Consider the following 16948-nt stretch of genomic DNA (forward strand, 5'->3'; position numbering starts at 1 on the left):
CTATTCCGCCGCGACTTGTTGCGGCGTGTCATTCATGATCGCGGCGCGCAGCGCGTCGCGCATCGGCGCCGCCTGCTCCATCGCCGCGAGTTTCACCGGCCCGAAGCCACGGATCTGGTCCGGCAGCTCCAGAAGCTTGAGGATCTCAGCGTCGCGCCCTTCTCCCAATCGCGCGAGCGCCAGATCCATGTCCTCCTCGTAGGCGCGGATCAGCGCCCTCTCGCGCCTACGCTCTTCGGTACGGCCAAAGACGTCAAGCGCCGTGCCGCGTAACCGCTTGCCCTGCGCCAGAAAACCGAACGCCTTGAGGATCCACGGCCCGAACTCGCGCTTCTTCGGCCGACCCTCGGCATCCACGCCGGGCAACATCGGCGGCGCGAGGTTGAAGGCGATCTTGTAGTCGCCGTCGAACTGCTTCCTGAGGTTTTCGGAGAACTCGGGCCGGGTGAAGAGCCGCGCCACCTCGTACTCGTCCTTGTAGGCGAGCAGCTTGGCGTAGTTCTGCGCCACCGCGCGGGCGATCTTGTCGGCCTGCGCATGGCCCTCCACCCCCGCGCGGACCTGCGCCACGCGGTCGGTGTAGCGCCGTGCCAGCTTCGCGTCCTGGTAATCGGTCAGGTGGCCGGTGCGATGCGCCACGAGCTGGTCGAGCGACATCTGCGCCTGCGGCAGATGCGGCGGCTCATCGGTCTCGCCCATCTCGCGGATCACCCGCGCCGGGTCCGCCGCCATGACGCGGCCCCAGTCGAAGGCATCGAGGTTGGACTGCACCGCCACGCCGTTGAGGCGCACGGCCTCGGCAATCGCCTCGCGACCCACCGGGATGAAGCCCTGCTGCCAGGCATAGCCCAGCATCATGATGTTGACCGCGATCTCGTCGCCGCACAGCTCGCGCGCGACATGGGCAAAATCGTGGAAGTGCTCCGAGGAGCGCACCGTCTTCTCCACCGCGCGCATGACGCCCGCCGAGCGGAAGTCGAAGTCGCGCTGGCGCACGAAGTCGGAGGTGGGCGATAGCTTGGTGCTCATCACTGCATGGGTCCGCTCCGCGTCGCATAGCGTGATGCCGTCCTTCGACGCGGCCACGACGCTGTCCGCGGCGAGCAGCAGGTCGGCGGTGCCGGTCGCGATACGCGGCGCCGTCGCGGGACGTTCATGCGTCGAGATGCGGATATGGCTCAGCACCGCCCCGCCCTTCTGCGCGAGACCGGCCATGTCGAGGATCATCGGCGACAGACCCTCCATATGCGCCGCCACGCCCAGAAGCGCACCGATGGTCAGCACGCCGGTGCCGCCGACGCCGGTGACGGCGATGTTCCACGGGCGGGTAATTTCGGGCAGCGTCGGCTCGGGCAGGCCCGAGACGTCGGGGCCGTCGGCGGCCGGGCGCTTGTGCAGCTTGCCGCCGCGCACGGTGACGAAACTGGGGCAGAAGCCCTTGAGGCAGGAGAAGTCCTTGTTGCAGGCCGACTGGTTGATCTGGCGCTTGCGGCCCAGCTCGGTTTCCAGCGGCTCGACCGCGATGCAGTTCGACTGCACCGAGCAATCGCCGCAGCCTTCGCAGACCGCCGGATCGATATGCACGCGCATGTCCGGGTCCAGGGCCTTGCCGCGCTTGCGGCGACGACGCAGTTCGGCGGCGCAGGTCTGGACATAGACCATGACCGTGACGCCCTCGATCTCGCGCAGCTCCTTCATCACCGCGTCGACATCGTCGCGGTGGCGGATCTCCGTGCCGGGGGCGAGGTCGACGCGGTCGTAATTCTCGGGATGGTCCGAGAGCAGCACGATCTTGGCCACGTTCTCATGCGCGACCTGGTGCGTCACCTGCTCAGGCGAAAGCGGGCCGTCGACCTTCTGGCCGCCGGTCATGGCGACGGCGTCGTTGTAGAGGATCTTGTAGGTGATATTGGCCTTTGCCGCGACCGACTGGCGGATCGCGAGATGGCCCGAATGGAAGAAGGTGCCGTCGCCGAGGTTCACGAAGCGGTGCTTCTCGTCGGTGAACAGGCCGATCGAAGTCCAGGGCACCCCTTCGGCGCCCATATGGGTGAAGGTCTCGGTATTCCGGTCCATCCACTGCACCATGTAGTGACAGCCGATCCCGGCCATCGCCTTGGAGCCTTCGGGCACCTTGGTCGAGGTGTTGTGCGGACAGCCCGGGCAGTAATGCGGCAGCCGGGTGATCGGCGCCTCATGCGCGGCACCGCGCGCATGGCCCGCCTCGAGCCGGCGCAGCTCGGCCTCGATGCGGTCGTGCAGCCCCTCGGGCAGGTCGATATGCAAGAGCCGGTCAGCGATGGCGCGGCCGACCGAACCCACGGTGAGGCCTTGGCTCAGCGACAGGAAGGGCCGGTCCTTCTCGTCATGCTTGCCGATGATGCGGGGCCGCACGTCGGCGCGCCAGTTGAAGAGCTGCTGCTTGATCTGGTTCTCGATGATCTCGCGGCGCTCCTCGACGATCAGCACCTCATCGAGGCCTTCGGAGAAGTGCCGGATGCCCTCGGGCTCCAGCGGCCAGGGCATGCGCACCTTGTAGAGACGCAGGCCGATCGCCTTCCATTCCTCCGGCCCCAGCCCCATCTCGGCCAGCGCCTGGCGCACGTCCTCATAGGCCTTGCCGGAAGCGACGATGCCGAAGCGGGCATCGGGCGTGTCGATCGTCACCTGATCGACGCGGTTGGCGCGGGCAAAGGCCAGCGCGGCGAAACCCTTGTGCTCCTGCAGCCGCTCGTCCTGCACCAGCGGCGGATCGGGCCAGCGCAGGTTGAGCCCACCCTCGGGCATCTCGAAATCGGTCGGCCGGAGGAACTGCCGCCGCTCCTGGCCGAGATCGATCACGGTGGAGGTCTCGACCGTCTCGGAGATCACCTTGAAGCCGACCCAGCAGCCCGAATAGCGCGACATGGCGATGCCCAGCAGCCCGAGTTCGAGGAACTCGTGCACCGAGCTGGGGTAGAGCATCGGCATCAGCGCCGAGATGAAGGCGTGGTCGGACTGGTGCGGGATCGAGGAGGATTTGCAGGTATGGTCGTCCCCGGCGATGGCGAGGACGCCGCCCTGCGCCGAGGTACCCGCGGCATTGGCATGCTTGAGCACGTCGCCGGAGCGGTCGACGCCGGGGCCCTTGCCGTACCACATCCCGAGCACGCCGTCCTTGCGGGCGCCGGGCGACAGGTGCAGCTGCTGGCTGCCCCAGACGGCGGTGGCCGCGAGATCCTCGTTCACACCGGGCTGGAACTTGATGTCGAGCGGGTCGAGATGCCTCTTTGCCGCCATCAGCTGCTGGTCGTAGCCGCCCAGCGGTGAGCCGCGATAGCCCGAGATGAAGGTGCCGGTGTTCAGCCCCGCGGCGCGGTCGCGCCGCATCTGGGTCATCGGCAGGCGCACCAGCGCCTGGATTCCGGTGATGAAGACATGACCGGTTTCGGCCGTGTATTTGTCGTCGAGCGACATTAGCGCGGTCATGCGCCCCTCCCCTGGCTTATGACAGGGAAAGTCTAGCGCCGCTTCGGCGAAACACGGTCACCGTTTTTTCAAGAGGTTGTGCAAAATGGCGTGACACCGTCACCCAATCAGACGCTCCAAGAGAACCATGTCACCAAGAGGGCCTTGGATCCTCTTTAGGCATCCTTCGGCGGCATAGATCCTGCCGGTGATCACAGACGCGGCTCGGTGCCTTCCGCTTCAAGCCAAACGGCCTGTTTGATGGAAAAACGGGAAATGCAGACGCGCGCCGGTTCGGCCCGGCGCGCGCCTCGATTCGTGTCTCAGCCGACGCTGGCGAGCAGGCTCGCATTGCCGCCCGCCGCGGTGGTGTCGACGCAGACATGACGCTCTAGGAAGAGCCGCGACGGCGTGTCTTCCTCGGACAGGAGCGGAATCCGACGACCCTCGCGCCCGGCCAGCGCCGCCCGCACCGGGCGCAGCGCCTCGGCACCGCCGCGCAACGCCACCGCGTCGAAGCCCATCAGCGTGCCGAGCGCCTCCGCCTCCAGCACCCCGTCGAGGCAGCCTTCACCAGACAGCCCCGGCGCCACGCCGACGGCTGCGCATCCGGCGGCCATGGCCGTCTCGATCTGCGCCTGCGCCTCCTCGGCCGATGGGCCGAGACAGAGCACCGTGCCGCGCGGCACCACCGAAAGGCGGTTCGACTCGCCGGTCGGGCCCGGCAGGGTGACGGTGTCGCGCCGATCCGGGTCCGGCGTGACGACGTCGAGGAGCGCCTGCACCTTCCTGCTGGGAACCGCGCGACCATTGGCGGCCGGCGAGGCGATCCGCATCGGCTCGGTGAAGCGCGCGACGTAGCGCGGTCCACCGGCCTTGGGCCCGGTGCCCGAAAGCCCCTCGCCGCCGAAGGGCTGGGAGCCGACGATGGCGCCGATCTGGTTGCGGTTGACGTAGAGGTTGCCGACATGCACCCGCCGCGTCACCTGCTCGACCCGCTCGTCGATCCGCGTGTGCAACCCGAAGGTCAGCCCGTAGCCGGTGGCGTTGACCGCATCGATCACCTCGTCGATCTCGCCCGCCTTGAAGGTGGCGACGTGCAGGACCGGGCCGAAGATCTCGCGCTCGAGCTCCTCGATGCCGTTCAACCGGATCAGCGCCGGGCCGACATAGAAGCCGGTTTCGGGCGTCCCGAGCTGCCACATCAGGCGGCCCTCGGCGCGGGCCTTTTCGATATGCTCGACGATGCCCTTTTCGGCGCGCGCGTCGATCACCGGGCCGACATCGGTGGAATGCTTCCACGGATCGCCGATCCCCATCTCCTCGGCCGCGCCCTTGAGCATTTCGAGGAAATGCTCGGCGATGTCTTCCTGCAGGTAGAGCATCCGAAGCGCCGAGCAGCGCTGGCCCGCCGACTGGAAGGCCGAGGCGACGATGTCGCGTACCGCCTGCTCGGGCAGCGCGGTGGAATCGACGATCATCGCGTTGAGCCCGCCCGTCTCGGCGATGAGCGGCGCGGTCGGGTCCATGTTGGCGGCCATCGCGCGATCGATGCCGATCGCGGTCTCGGTCGAGCCGGTGAAGCACACGCCCGCGATGCGCGGGTCGGAGGTAATCGCGGCGCCCACCACCTTGCCCGCACCGGGCAGGAGCTGCAGCGCGTCGCGCGGCACGCCCGCCTCGTGCAACAGCCGCACGCCCAGCGCTGCGGTGAGCGGCGTCGCCTCGGCCGGCTTCGCCAGCACGGCATTGCCGGCCGCGAGAGCGGCGGCGACCTGGCCGGTGAAGATCGCCAGCGGGAAGTTCCACGGGCTGATGCAGGCGAAGGTGCCCCGCGCCGGGTCCTTCAGCTCCTCGCCGCGCGCGGCGTAGTAGCGCAGGAAGTCGACCGCCTCGCGCAGCTCCGCCACGGCATCCTTGGGGGTCTTGCCCGCCTCGCGCGCGGTAAGGGCAAAGAACTCGTGGGCGTTCTCCTCGAACAGGTCGGCCGCCTTGCGCAGCGCCGCCCCGCGGGTCGAGGCCGGGGCCTGCCAGCGCCGCGCATGGGCGATTGCCGTTTCGACATCAGCTTCCGAGGCCATCATCACCTCGCCCACCACGTCCGACGGGTCGGCCGGGTTGGTGACGGGGATGGTCTCGCCGCCCTCGGGCGCCTCCTCGGTGGCGAGGATCGGCTCGGAGCGCCACTTGGTGTCGCGGAATGCCGCGCGACCGGCGTCGAACTCGGCCAGCGCGTCTACCGCCGTCAGGTCCCAGCCGCGCGAGTTCTCGCGCTCGGGCTGGAACAGGGCGCGCGGATCGCGCAGCTCCTTCGGGCGCGGCCCGCCCAGCTTTTCGAACGGATCGGCGGCGACCACCTCGGCGGGCACGTTCTCGTCGACGATCTGGTTGACGAAGGAGGAGTTGGCGCCGTTCTCGAGCAGGCGGCGCACCAGATAGGCCAGCAGGTCGCGATGCGCGCCGACGGGGGCGTAGATCCGCAGCCGGGTGCCCGCCTCCATCTGCTTGTCATGCAGCGCCTCGCCCATGCCGTGCAGGCGCTGGAACTCGAAATCCCGGCGCTCGCCCGCCATCTCCATCACGGCGGCGACGGAATGGGCGTTGTGGGTGGCGAACTGCGGATAGATCCGGTCGGTCATGCCCAGCAGACGGTGCGCGCAGGACAGCCAGGCCACGTCGGTCGCGGCCTTCTCGGTGAAGACCGGGAAATCCTCCAGCCCCTCGACCTGTGCCCGCTTGATCTCGGTGTCCCAATAGGCGCCCTTCACGAGCCGCACCATGATCTTGCGGTCGAGCTTCTCGGAAAGCGCGTAGAGCCAGTCGAGTACGCCGCCGACGCGGCGGCCATAGGCCTGCACCACGACGCCGAAGCCGTCCCAACCGGCCAGCTCGGGGTCGGACAGCACCGCCTCGATGATGTCGAGCGACAGGTCGAGGCGATCGGCCTCCTCGGCGTCGACATTGAGGCCCATGTTCCCCGCCTTGGCGGCGCGGGCGAGCTTGGCCAGCCGCGGTACCAGCTCCTCCATGACCCGCTCGCGCTGGGCCTCCTCGTAGCGCGGGTGCAGCGCCGAAAGCTTGACCGAGATGCCGGGATTGTCGCGGATGTCCTTCGACGTCGCTTCCCGCGAGATCCGGGCGATGGCGGTCTCGTAGCTTCGCATGAAGCCGGCGGCATCCTTGGCCGTCAGCGCCGCTTCGCCCAGCATGTCGTAGGAATAGGTGACGCCCTTCCTGGCCGGACCCTGGCTGCGCTTGATCGCCTCGTCGATGTCGCGGCCGAGCACGAAGGTCTTGCCCATCTCACGCATCGCGGCATGGGTCGCGGCACGGATCACCGGCTCGCCCAGACGCTTGATGGCGCGGCGCAGCACGAGGCCCAGCCCATCGCCCTTCTCGTCGAGCACCTTGCCGGTCAGCATCAGCGCCCAGGTCGAGGCATTGACCAGCGGCGAGGCGGCACGGCCGAGATGGGCGCTCCAGTCGGAGGGCGTGATCTTGTCGTCGATCAGCGCGTCGATGGTCTTGGAGTCCGGCACGCGCAGCAGCGCCTCGGCAAGGCACATCAGCGCGATGCCCTCGCGGGTCGAAAGCCCGTATTCCGCGAGGAAGGCCTCCATGATCCCGGGGCGGGTGTCGGTGCGGATCGCGCGCACCAGCGCGGCGCCGCGCCGGGTGGCCGCGGCGCGGGTTTCGGGCGTGATCGGGTCGCGCGCCATCAGATCCGCGAGCACCTCCGCTTCGTCGCGTCGATGATCGGCACGGATGCGCTGGCGCAGATCGTCAAGCTCGCTCATGGGCGGTCCCCTCTTGTGCATGTGTCCTCTCCATCCTATTCCTGAACAGCTAAGGCGCGTTTCCCGAAGATCGACGGAAAACGCGCCTTTTGCGCTGATTTCCTCTACTTTTGCGGGACGAACGATGAGCAATTCCGACACCGGCAGCCATCTCGACCGCACCGACTACCGCATACTCGCCGAATTGGCAGCAAATGCTCGGCTTCCGGTCACCGAACTGGCCGCGCGGGTCGGCCTGTCGAAATCACCCTGCCAGGTGCGGCTGAAACGGCTGCAGGAAAAGGGCGTGATTCGCGGCTTTAGAACGGTGATCGATCCCGCCAAGCTCGGCCTCGACCACGTGGCCTTCGTCGAGGTGCGGCTCATGGACACCACCGAGAAATCGCTCGCCGCCTTCAACGCGGCGGTCCGGATGATCACCGAGGTCGAACAGTGCCACCTGATCGCCGGCAGCTTCGACTACCTGCTCAAGGTCCGCACCCGCGACATCCGCAGCTACCGCGAGGTACTGGGCAGCAAGATCTCGGCGCTGCCCGGGGTGGCGGGCACCTCCACCTATGTCTCGATGCAGCCGATCATCGACGACACGATGTGATCGCTCACCATCGCGTCATCGCGGCGCCGCGTGATGGACGCCCGGAGCGGCAGACGCGATGATATGCCGTCTTCAGGAAAGCCCCTCGCATGCTCGACTCCGCTGCCCGCCGCCTGATCGATCCCGCATTGAACAGGGCAGGCCGGCGTCTCGCGGCGCTGGGTGCCACGGCCGACGCGGTGACGCTGGCCGGGCTCGCGCTCGGTCTTCTGGCAGCGGCGCTGATTGCGCTGGGGGCGCCGGGCTGGGCGCTGTTGCCGCTTCTCGCGTCGCGCGTGGCCGACGGGCTCGACGGGGCGGTGGCGCGGGCCACGCGGCGTAGCGACTGGGGTGGCTATCTCGACATCGCCTGTGACTTCGCCTTCTACGGCGCGGTGCCGCTCGGCTTTGTCCTGGCAGATCCGGAGGCGAACGGCCTGGCGGGGGCGTTCCTACTCGCGGCCTTCTACTTCAACGGCACGACGTTCCTGGGCTACGCGATCCTCGCCGAAAAGCGGGGCATGCAGACCCGCGCGCAGGGCATCAAGTCGCTCTACTTCTCGAACGGCTTGCTTGAAGGCACCGAGACGATCGCCTTCTTCGTGCTGATCTGCCTGTTTCCCGGCGGTTTTCCGCCACTTGCGGCAATATTTGCCCCTTTGTGTTACATCAGCGGCACAGTTCGGATTATTGGAGCAAGAGCCCTGTTCCGGACGTGAGATTAAACTGGCACCGGTAGGATGGACCTTCAGTCGAAGGGCTCCGTGGCGGAATCGCCCCGGGACCAGTGATCTTTGAGGAGCGCCGAACTATGACTTCCGTCTCCGAGGCAGTTTGGGAAGACACCCGGGCGATCTATGCTGCCCCGGCGGGTCCCGCGGCCAGAACCCCCGCCTTGACCGAAGTGGTCGCCGGAACCTCCGTCGCCGCACCGGCCATTCCTGCTGCCGCGCCGCGCCCCGAAGGCGGGATGACGCTGGCCAAGCGGACGCTCGACCTGTCGATGGCGCTGCTGCTCATCGCCCTCCTTTGGCCGATCATGCTGGGGCTCTGCGCGCTGCTGCTGGTAGCCGAGGGTCGACCGATCTTCTTCCTGCACGACCGGATGAGCACCCCCACCCGCCGTTTCAAGCTGATCAAGTTCCGGACCATGCGCTGCCATGGGACCAATGGCGGCGTGACCGGGGGCGACAAGGCGGACCGGATCTCGAAACTGCAGCGCTTTCTCCGGCGCAGCCGTGCCGACGAGCTGCCGCAGCTGTGGAACGTGTTGAAGGGCGACATCTCGCTGGTCGGGCCGCGCCCGCCGATGCCCTATTATGTCGATGCCTATCCCGAGCTTTATGCCGAGGTGCTGAAGTCGCGCCCCGGGATCACCGGCCTCGCGACGCTGCGCTTCCACGCGCATGAGGAGGCCATCCTCGCGACCTGCACCACGGCGAGCGCGACCGACCGCGTCTATCGGCGCCGCTGCATCCACCGCAAGGCCCGGCTCGACCTGATCTACCAAGCGCGCCGGACCATCTGGATGGATCTGCGCCTGATCGGCGAGACGGCGCTGAACGTGGTGCGCCCGCGGCGCCGGCGGGCGAAGTGGTCCCAGAAGAACCGCCGGCAGGCCGCGAGCCGCTGACACCGATCGACCTGATGGGCGGCTCTCGCGAGCCACCCATGTCATCAGGCTTCGGACCAATCCCTCAGTTGCGATAGCCGTTCGGATTGCGCGACTGCCAAGCCCAGTGGCTTTCCACCATCTCCCGCAGCCCGTGCTCCGCCTGCCAGCCGAGGGCCCGCGTGGCGCGGGCCGGATCGGCATGGATCGCGGCAATATCGCCCGAGCGGCGCGGCGCGATCTCGTAGGGCAGATCACGTCCCGCTGCCATGCAGAAGGCCTGCAGCATTTCCCGGACCGAGTATCCCTGACCTGTCCCGATGTTGAAGGCCTGCGTGCCGGTGGTCCCGACGCTGTGCTCAAGCGCAGCGATATGCGCCCGCGCCAGGTCGACCACGTGGATGTAGTCGCGCACGCCGGTGCCGTCCGGCGTCGGATAGTCGTCGCCGAAGATCCGCAGCCGCTCGAGCCGCCCGGCCGCGACCTGCGCGATATAGGGCATCAGGTTGTTGGGAATGCCGGCGGGATCTTCGCCGATCCGCCCGGAGGCATGAGCGCCTACCGGGTTGAAGTAGCGCAGCAGAACGACCGACGCCGCGGCGTTGGCGCGGGCCCAGTCGCTCAGCACCTGCTCGGCGATCCGCTTGGTCCAGCCATAGACGTTGGTCGGCGCTAGCGGGTGATCCTCGGTGCAGGGCAGCGCCTGCGGCTCGCCATAGACCGTGGCCGAGGAAGAAAAGATGATGCGCTCGCAGCCGACGGTCTCCATGGCGCGCAGCAGCGACAGCGTGCCGGAGACGTTGACGTCGTAATATTCCAGCGGCTTCTCGCCGCTCTCGCCCACCGCCTTGAGCCCGGCGAAGTGGATCACCGCCTCGGGCCGAACCTCGGCCACGACACGACCTAGCGCCGCCTCGTCCCTGATGTCGAGTTCAAAGGCCTGCAGCGCCCCCTGCGGCACGAGTTCTCCGACCCGGCGCAGCGCCTCGGGCGCGCCGTTCGAATAATTATCGACACAGGTCACCTCGTGACCCCGCTCCAAAAGCTCAACCAGCGTATGGCTGCCGATATAGCCCGCCCCACCCGTCACCAGAACTCGCATGCACCAACTCCGAAATTGCTGCCCAAGCTGTAGCCGAGCGGCTCGGGGGTGACCAGAAGCCGGGTGTCGGTCGAGGCGGATATGGCGGTGCTGCCCAGGATTGTGGCATCCCCTTGGCCCGCTCGCTGCGCAGTGCTGCAGGCGAACATCGGCTCGGGCCATCGACAGAGCCGAGCAGTCGCGGCGACGAGAAGGGGCGGCCCGGCTTTGCCGGTCCGCCTCCGTCCGAAGTCGCGGCTCAGACGCCGCTTGCCGGGATGCCCGTCCGCTCCACCGGGCGCGGCGCGGTGAGCGCCTTCCACGAGGACAGCGCCCGGTTCACCGGCCCCTGCGGCGGCCGGGCGACAAAGGCGCCGTGCCCTTCGCGGGCATGCAGTTCGCCATCCATCACCGAGACATGGCCACGGCTCAGGACATAGCGCGGCAGACCTTTCACCTGCTGCCCCTCGAACACGTTGTAATCGATCGCCGAGACCTGGCTCCCGGCGGTGATCGTCTTCGTCTTTTCGGGATCCCAAACGACGATATCGGCATCCGCGCCGACCAAGATCGCGCCCTTGCGGGGGTAGCAATTGAGGATCTTGGCCGCGTTGGTCGAGGTCACGGCCACGAACTCGTTCATCGTGATCCGCCCGGTCACCACCCCATGCGTCCAGAGCATCGGCATCCGGTCTTCCAGCCCGCCGGTGCCGTTCGGGATCTTGGTGAAGTCGCCCACGCCGTTGCGCTTCTGTTCGGTGGTGAAGGCACAGTGGTCTGTCGCCACCACCGACAGCGTGCCCGAGGCGAGCCCCGCCCAGAGACTGTCCTGGTGACGCTTGTCGCGGAAGGGCGGCGACATCACCCGGCGCGCGGCATGGTCCCAGTCGGGGTGGGCATATTCGCTCTCGTCGAGGGTCAGGTGCTGGATCAGCGGCTCGCCCCAGACCCGCTTGCCCAGCATCTTGGCGCGGCGGATCGCTTCATGCGCCTCCTCGCAGGAGACGTGCACGACATAGAGCGGCACGCCCGCCATGTCGGCGATCATGATCGCACGGTTGGTGGCCTCGCCTTCGACCGAACTGGGCCGCGAATAGGCATGCGCCTCGGGGCCGGTGTTGCCCTCGGCCAGGAGCTTGGCCTGCAACTCGGCCACCACGTCGCCGTTCTCGGCATGCACGAGCGGGATCGCCCCAAGTTCGGCGCAGCGGCGGAAGCTGGCGAAGAGCTCATCGTCATTGACCATCAAGGCGCCCTTGTAGGCCATGAAGTGCTTGAAGGTGGTTATGCCATGCTCCCGCACCACCGTTTCCATCTCGTCGAAGACCTGCCGATCCCACCAGGTCACCGCCATGTGGTAGGAATAGTCGCAGGCAGCCTGCCCCGACTTGTTGTGCCAGACCTTCAGCGCATCGAGCAGGCTCTGCCCCGGGCTGGGCAGCGCGAAATCGACCACCATGGTGGTGCCGCCTGCCAGCGCGGCGCGGGTGCCGGAACCGAAATCATCGGTCGAATGGGTGCCCATGAAGGGCATCTCGAGATGCGTGTGCGGATCGATGCCACCGGGCATCACGTAGCAGCCGCTCGCATCCAGCGTCTCGTCGCCGGTCAGTCCCGTCCCGATCGCGGCGATGCGGCCATCCTCGATCAGCAGATCCGCCTCGTAGGTCAGATCGGCGGTGACGATCGTGCCGTTTCTGATGACCGTTGAGCCCATGTCGTTCCCTCTCCGTCATGCCCGGCCCCTTTTCATGGGGTCGTGGCGCATCCCGGAGCCCGCGCGCAAAACGCGCGCGCCCCGGCTCGAAAGGGTGTCTGGGCGATCGGGGGCGGCGGCGCGGTCTCGGCCGGCATCGCCCCCTGCCCTGGATCAGCTCGACGGCCGCGGCCCGACGCTTCCGTCGTCGTTCTCGCAGATCGGCACGCCGTTCTCGTCGCGCACCGGGTAGCCGCTGAGCGGCTCCGTGCGCTCGATCGAGAACAGGTAGCAGCCGTCACCGTTCTGGAACACCGCCGAGGGCGGCGTGCCCGGCAGCAGCGCCGAGGTCACCTGCTCGGGAGGCGTGCCCAGCTCGCGCGGATTGCTGGCGGTGATGGCGCCGGCGGTGGGGGCCGGTGCGGCGGCGGCGCTCGACGTCGAGCTCGAGTTGCTCGATGAGGCGCCCGAAGACAGCGGCGCGGTGGTCACCTGAGCGGGCGCCTGCAGCGGCGTGGGCGCGGGCCGCGGCGCGGGCGCCGGGGCGGCCTGCGTGGTGGGGGCCGGGAACACCGGCGCGGGTTGAACCACCGCCGTGGTCGGCACTTCGGCGCAGGCTGCGAGAAGCGGCAGCACCGCCAGCGCGGGCAGCAGTCGGGGCATTCTGGTCATCGGGCTCTCCTGAAACTCTGGCTTGTCGATCCAGAGAGGCCGGTCGGGGGGTAGGTCAAGCCCCGGCGCCTCATGAAACCACCTCCGCCGCCTCGATCACGGCGTGAAACAGCACGTCGCAGCCCGCGGTCGCCCAGTCCGGGGTGATCTCCTCGGCCTCGTTATGGCTCAGCCCGTCCTTGCACGGGCACATCACCATCGCGGTCGGCGCGACTCCGGCGATCCAGCAGGCATCGTGCCCCGCACCGGACACGATGTCGCGATGCGAATAGCCCAGCCGTTCGGCCGCGGCCCGGACCATGCCGACACATCCGGGGTCGAAGGTGACCGGATCGAAATGGCCCACCGGCTCGATCTCGATCCCGAGGCCGAGATCGGCCGCGATGCGGGCCGCCTCCGCCTCGACCGCCGCGCGCATCGCGTCTAGCTTGGCGCGGTCGGGGGAGCGGATATCGACGGTGAACACCGCGCGGCCCGGGATCACGTTGCGCGAATTGGGCCAGACATTGGCCTGTCCGACCGCGCCGACCGCGTCGGGCTGATGCTCCATGGCGATGCGGTGCACGGCCTCGGTGATCCGGGCCATGCCCAGCCCGGCATTGACCCGCATGTGCATCGGCGTGGAGCCGGTGTGGCTCTCCTTGCCGGTCAGCCGGATCTCCAGCCACCACAGCCCCTGCCCATGCGTGACGACGCCGATATCGCGGCCCTCGGCCTCGAGGATCGGGCCCTGCTCGATATGCAGCTCGAACAGCGCGTGGATGTCGCGCGCACCGACCTCCTCCTCGCCCTTCCAGCCGATCCGCTCCAACTCGTCGCCGAAGCGTTTCCCCTCGGCATCCTCGCGGGCATGGGCCCAGTCGAGATCGTGCCGTCCCGCGAACACGCCCGAGGCCAGCATCGCCGGCGCGAAGCGCGTCCCCTCCTCGTTGGTCCAGTTGACCACCACGATCGGCCGGCGGGTCCGGATCTCCATGTCGTCGAGGGTGCGGATGATCTCGAGCCCGCCGAGCACGCCGAGCACGCCGTCATACTTGCCCCCCGTGGGCTGGGTATCGAGGTGGCTGCCGACATAGACCGGCGCGGCATCGGGATCGGTCCCCTCGCGGCGGGCGAACATGTTGCCCATCGCGTCGACGCCCATCGTCAGCCCGGCGGCGGCGCACCATTCAGCGAAGAGCGCCCGGCCTTCGGCATCCACATCGGTCAGCGCCTGCCGGTTGTTGCCCCCCGCCACGCCGGGGCCGATCTCGGCCATCCGCATCAGGCTGTCCCACAACCGCGTGCCGTCGATCCTGAGGTTTTCGCCGGGTGCGGACATGGGGGTCTCCTCGTCTGCTGGATCGCGCGGCACCGGTCCGGGACCGATTTGACCGCTCGGTCAAAATCACGCTATCAAAGCCGCGACGTCAGTCAAGTTTCGGGTGGCACCAGGCGACGCCGCGCGCGAAACGATGCGAAACGTGGCAGCTGGCGGTCCGGTCCGCCCGATCGGCAGGAGCGGCGATGACCGACACCCCCCCGCAGACCCGGATTCAGGCGCGCAACCGCGCCGCCATTCTCGAAGCCGCGCTCGAGGTCTTCGCGGCGCGCGGGTTTCGCGGCGCGACGCTCGACCGGATCGCGCAGGCGGCGGGCCTGTCCAAGCCGAACCTGCTCTACTACTTCCGCTCCAAGGAAGCGCTGCATCTGGCGATCCTCCAGGATCTGCTGGAGCTATGGCTGGCCCCGCTGCGCGCGATGGACCCCGAGGGCGAGCCGCGCGCGCAGATCATGGGCTATGTACGCAAGAAGCTGGAGATGAGCCGGGACCACCCGCGCGAAAGCCGGCTCTTCGCAAACGAGATCCTGCAGGGCGCGCCGCGCGCGCGGCCCGTTCTCGAGGGCGAGCTGAAGGCGCTGGTCGACGAAAAGGCGGCGGTGATCTCCGGCTGGTCCGCGGCCGGCCGGATCGGCCCGGTCGACCCGCACCACCTGATCTTCTCGATCTGGGCGCTCACCCAGCACTACGCCGATTTCGAAGTGCAGGTGCGCGCCATTATGGGCGACACCGACCCCTACCCCGGCGCCGAGGCCTGGCTGGAGCGCGTATTCGGCGCCATTCTGGACATTCCGCATCACGGCCCTTGAAGTCGAACTTCGGCGGGCGCATCTAGGCGCATCGTCATCTTGGCCGCTTCCATGCATGCCCCGACACACGCCGCTCCGCGCGGCTCCGCCCCCTCCGCCACCGCAGCCCTCACCCTCGGCGCCCTCGGCGTCGTTGTGGGCGATATCGGCACCTCGCCGATCTATGCCCTGCGCGAGGGTCTCAGCGCCGCGCGCGGCGAACGGGGCATCCCCCCGGACGAAGCCGTCATCGGCACGGTCTCGCTCCTGATCTGGTTGCTGGTCGGGGTCGCCACGCTGAAATACGTTGTGCTGATGCTCCGCGCCGACAACAACGGCGAAGGCGGCACGCTGTCTCTTCTGGCACTCGCGACCCGTGCGGTCGGGCGGCGCGGCCGCGTCCTGATGGCGCTGGGCATCCTCGGGACCGCGCTGTTCTTCGGCGACGCGATGATCACCCCCGCGATCTCGGTGCTCTCGGCCGTGGAGGGGGTGACCCTGCTCGCGCCGGACTTCGCGCCTTGGGTGATCCCGACCGTGCTGCTGATCCTCTGCGCCCTGTTCTGGGCCCAGCGCGGCGGCACGGGCGGCGTGTCGCGATGGTTCGGGCCTGTGATGCTGGTCTGGTTCCTGACCCTCGGGGGCCTCGGCGCGGCCTCGGTGGCGCGTCACCCCGAGATCCTCGCCGCGCTGAGCCCCTTGCCCGGGCTGACGCTGCTCTGGCATGGCGGCGGCGCGGTGGTGCCGATCCTCGGCGCGGCCTTCCTGGCGGTGACCGGGGCGGAGGCGCTCTATGCCGACATGGGCCATTTCGGCCGCCGGCCGATCCGCCTCGCCTGGACCGGGATCGCGCTGCCCTGCCTGCTGCTGAGCTATGCCGGGCAAGGCGCGCTGGTGCTGTCGGACCCGGCGGCGGCGCGCGATCCCTTCTTCCTGCTGGCCCCGAACTGGGCGCTGCCGGGGCTGGTCGGCCTTGCGACGCTGGCCACGGTGATCGCCAGCCAGGCGGTCATCACCGGCGCCTTCTCGTTCGCCTACCAGGCGATGCAGCTGGGGCTGCTGCCGCGCATGGCGGTGCGCCATACCTCGGAGACCCAGCGCGGCCAGATCTACCTGCCGCGCATCAACGTCATCCTGCTGGTCTGCGTGGTGATCCTGGTGCTGAGCTTCGGCAGTTCCTCGCGCCTCGCCGCCGCCTACGGCATCGCAGTGACCGGCGAGATGCTGATCACCACCATGCTGGCCTATGTGGTGATGCGACGGGTCTGGCATTGGTCGCGCGGCGTCGCGCTGCCGCTGACCGGAGTGATCCTCGTGGTCGAGTCGGCGCTGTTCGCGGCCAACATGACCAAATTCGCGGATGGCGGCTACGTGCCGCTCGGCGTCGCCGTGGTGCTCTGCATCATCATGGCCTCGTGGCTGCGTGGCTCGATCATCGTGCAGGACCGCTCGCGCGCGCGAGGCGTGACGATGGAATCGCTTGTGACGTCGCTCTCCCGGTCCAGCCGGCTGCGGCACGTCCACGGCACGGCCGTATTCCTGACCGCCGAGCCGGTCATGGCGCCGCCGGCGCTGCTGCACAACATCAAGCACAACGGCGTGCTGCACGAGCGTACCTATGTCGTGACCGTCGCGATCGCCGACCGGCCGCATCTCGACGCGCAATCCTCGCTGGTGGTCGAGCCGCTGGCCGAGGGGATCACCCGGGTGCATGTCACCTTCGGCTACATGGACCCGCCCAACATCGCCCGGGCGCTGCGCCGCCGGCTCCGCTTCGACATCAACGCCACCTCGTTCTTCCTCAACAGGCGCAGCGTGCTGCTGTCGGACCGGCCCGGCATGGCCCGCTGGCGCAAGAAGATTTTCATCGGCCTGACCCGCACCGCCTCGGCAGCGCATGACCATTACCACCTGCCCTCCGACCGGGTGATCGAACTGGGGCAGCAGATCAGCCTCTGAG

General features: G+C 68.5%; 11 protein-coding genes. 5 read left to right on the top strand and 6 right to left on the bottom strand.

Annotation, left to right across the window (positions count from 1 at the left end):
- Positions 1 to 3468, bottom strand: coding sequence for an indolepyruvate ferredoxin oxidoreductase family protein (locus FHS00_RS09425; RefSeq protein WP_183472187.1), 3468 nt, complete (start codon positions 3466 to 3468; stop codon positions 1 to 3).
- Between the two features lie 302 nt (positions 3469 to 3770).
- The gene (gene putA, locus FHS00_RS09430) at positions 3771 to 7244 is read right to left on the bottom strand and encodes a bifunctional proline dehydrogenase/L-glutamate gamma-semialdehyde dehydrogenase PutA (RefSeq protein WP_183472189.1); all 3474 of its coding nucleotides are present in this window, start codon (positions 7242 to 7244) and stop codon (positions 3771 to 3773) included.
- A 124-nt stretch (positions 7245 to 7368) separates the two neighbouring features.
- On the opposite strand from putA, the gene FHS00_RS09435 reads away from it, so the two are divergent.
- The 3 genes from FHS00_RS09435 to FHS00_RS09445 all read left to right on the top strand — a co-directional run bounded on the left by FHS00_RS09435 (position 7369) and on the right by FHS00_RS09445 (position 9451).
- Positions 7369 to 7839, top strand: a complete 471-nt coding sequence (locus FHS00_RS09435) for an Lrp/AsnC family transcriptional regulator (protein ID WP_183472191.1) — start codon at positions 7369 to 7371, stop codon at positions 7837 to 7839.
- 89 nt (positions 7840 to 7928) lie between these two features.
- Positions 7929 to 8537, top strand: coding sequence for a CDP-alcohol phosphatidyltransferase family protein (locus tag FHS00_RS09440; protein WP_183472193.1), 609 nt, complete (start codon positions 7929 to 7931; stop codon positions 8535 to 8537).
- A 251-nt stretch (positions 8538 to 8788) separates the two neighbouring features.
- A complete protein-coding gene (locus tag FHS00_RS09445) occupies positions 8789 to 9451 on the top strand; it encodes a sugar transferase (RefSeq protein ID WP_183472582.1) in 663 nt (220 codons plus the stop codon).
- Positions 9452 to 9515: 64 nt separating this feature from the next.
- On the opposite strand, the gene galE is transcribed toward FHS00_RS09445, so the two are convergent.
- The 4 genes from galE to FHS00_RS09465 all read right to left on the bottom strand — a co-directional run bounded on the left by galE (position 9516) and on the right by FHS00_RS09465 (position 14200).
- Complete coding sequence (gene galE, locus FHS00_RS09450) at positions 9516 to 10532, bottom strand: UDP-glucose 4-epimerase GalE (RefSeq protein WP_183472195.1); 1017 nt, start codon at positions 10530 to 10532, stop codon at positions 9516 to 9518.
- Between the two features lie 238 nt (positions 10533 to 10770).
- On the bottom strand, positions 10771 to 12228 hold the full coding sequence (hydA, locus tag FHS00_RS09455; RefSeq protein WP_183472198.1) for a dihydropyrimidinase: 1458 nt from the start codon (positions 12226 to 12228) through the stop codon (positions 10771 to 10773).
- Positions 12229 to 12381: 153 nt separating this feature from the next.
- Entirely contained in the window at positions 12382 to 12879 is a 498-nt protein-coding gene (locus tag FHS00_RS09460) for a hypothetical protein (RefSeq protein WP_183472201.1), read from the bottom strand.
- 70 nt (positions 12880 to 12949) lie between these two features.
- The gene (locus tag FHS00_RS09465) at positions 12950 to 14200 is read right to left on the bottom strand and encodes a Zn-dependent hydrolase (RefSeq protein ID WP_183472203.1); all 1251 of its coding nucleotides are present in this window, start codon (positions 14198 to 14200) and stop codon (positions 12950 to 12952) included.
- Between the two features lie 185 nt (positions 14201 to 14385).
- On the opposite strand from FHS00_RS09465, the gene FHS00_RS09470 reads away from it, so the two are divergent.
- Positions 14386 to 15009, top strand: a complete 624-nt coding sequence (locus FHS00_RS09470; protein WP_183472207.1) for a TetR family transcriptional regulator C-terminal domain-containing protein — start codon at positions 14386 to 14388, stop codon at positions 15007 to 15009.
- Positions 15010 to 15060: 51 nt separating this feature from the next.
- On the top strand, positions 15061 to 16947 hold the full coding sequence (locus FHS00_RS09475) for a potassium transporter Kup (protein ID WP_183472210.1): 1887 nt from the start codon (positions 15061 to 15063) through the stop codon (positions 16945 to 16947).
- Position 16948: the final 1 nt, after the last annotated feature.

This window comes from Limimaricola variabilis, from assembly GCF_014195545.1.
GTDB lineage: Bacteria > Pseudomonadota > Alphaproteobacteria > Rhodobacterales > Rhodobacteraceae > Limimaricola > Limimaricola variabilis.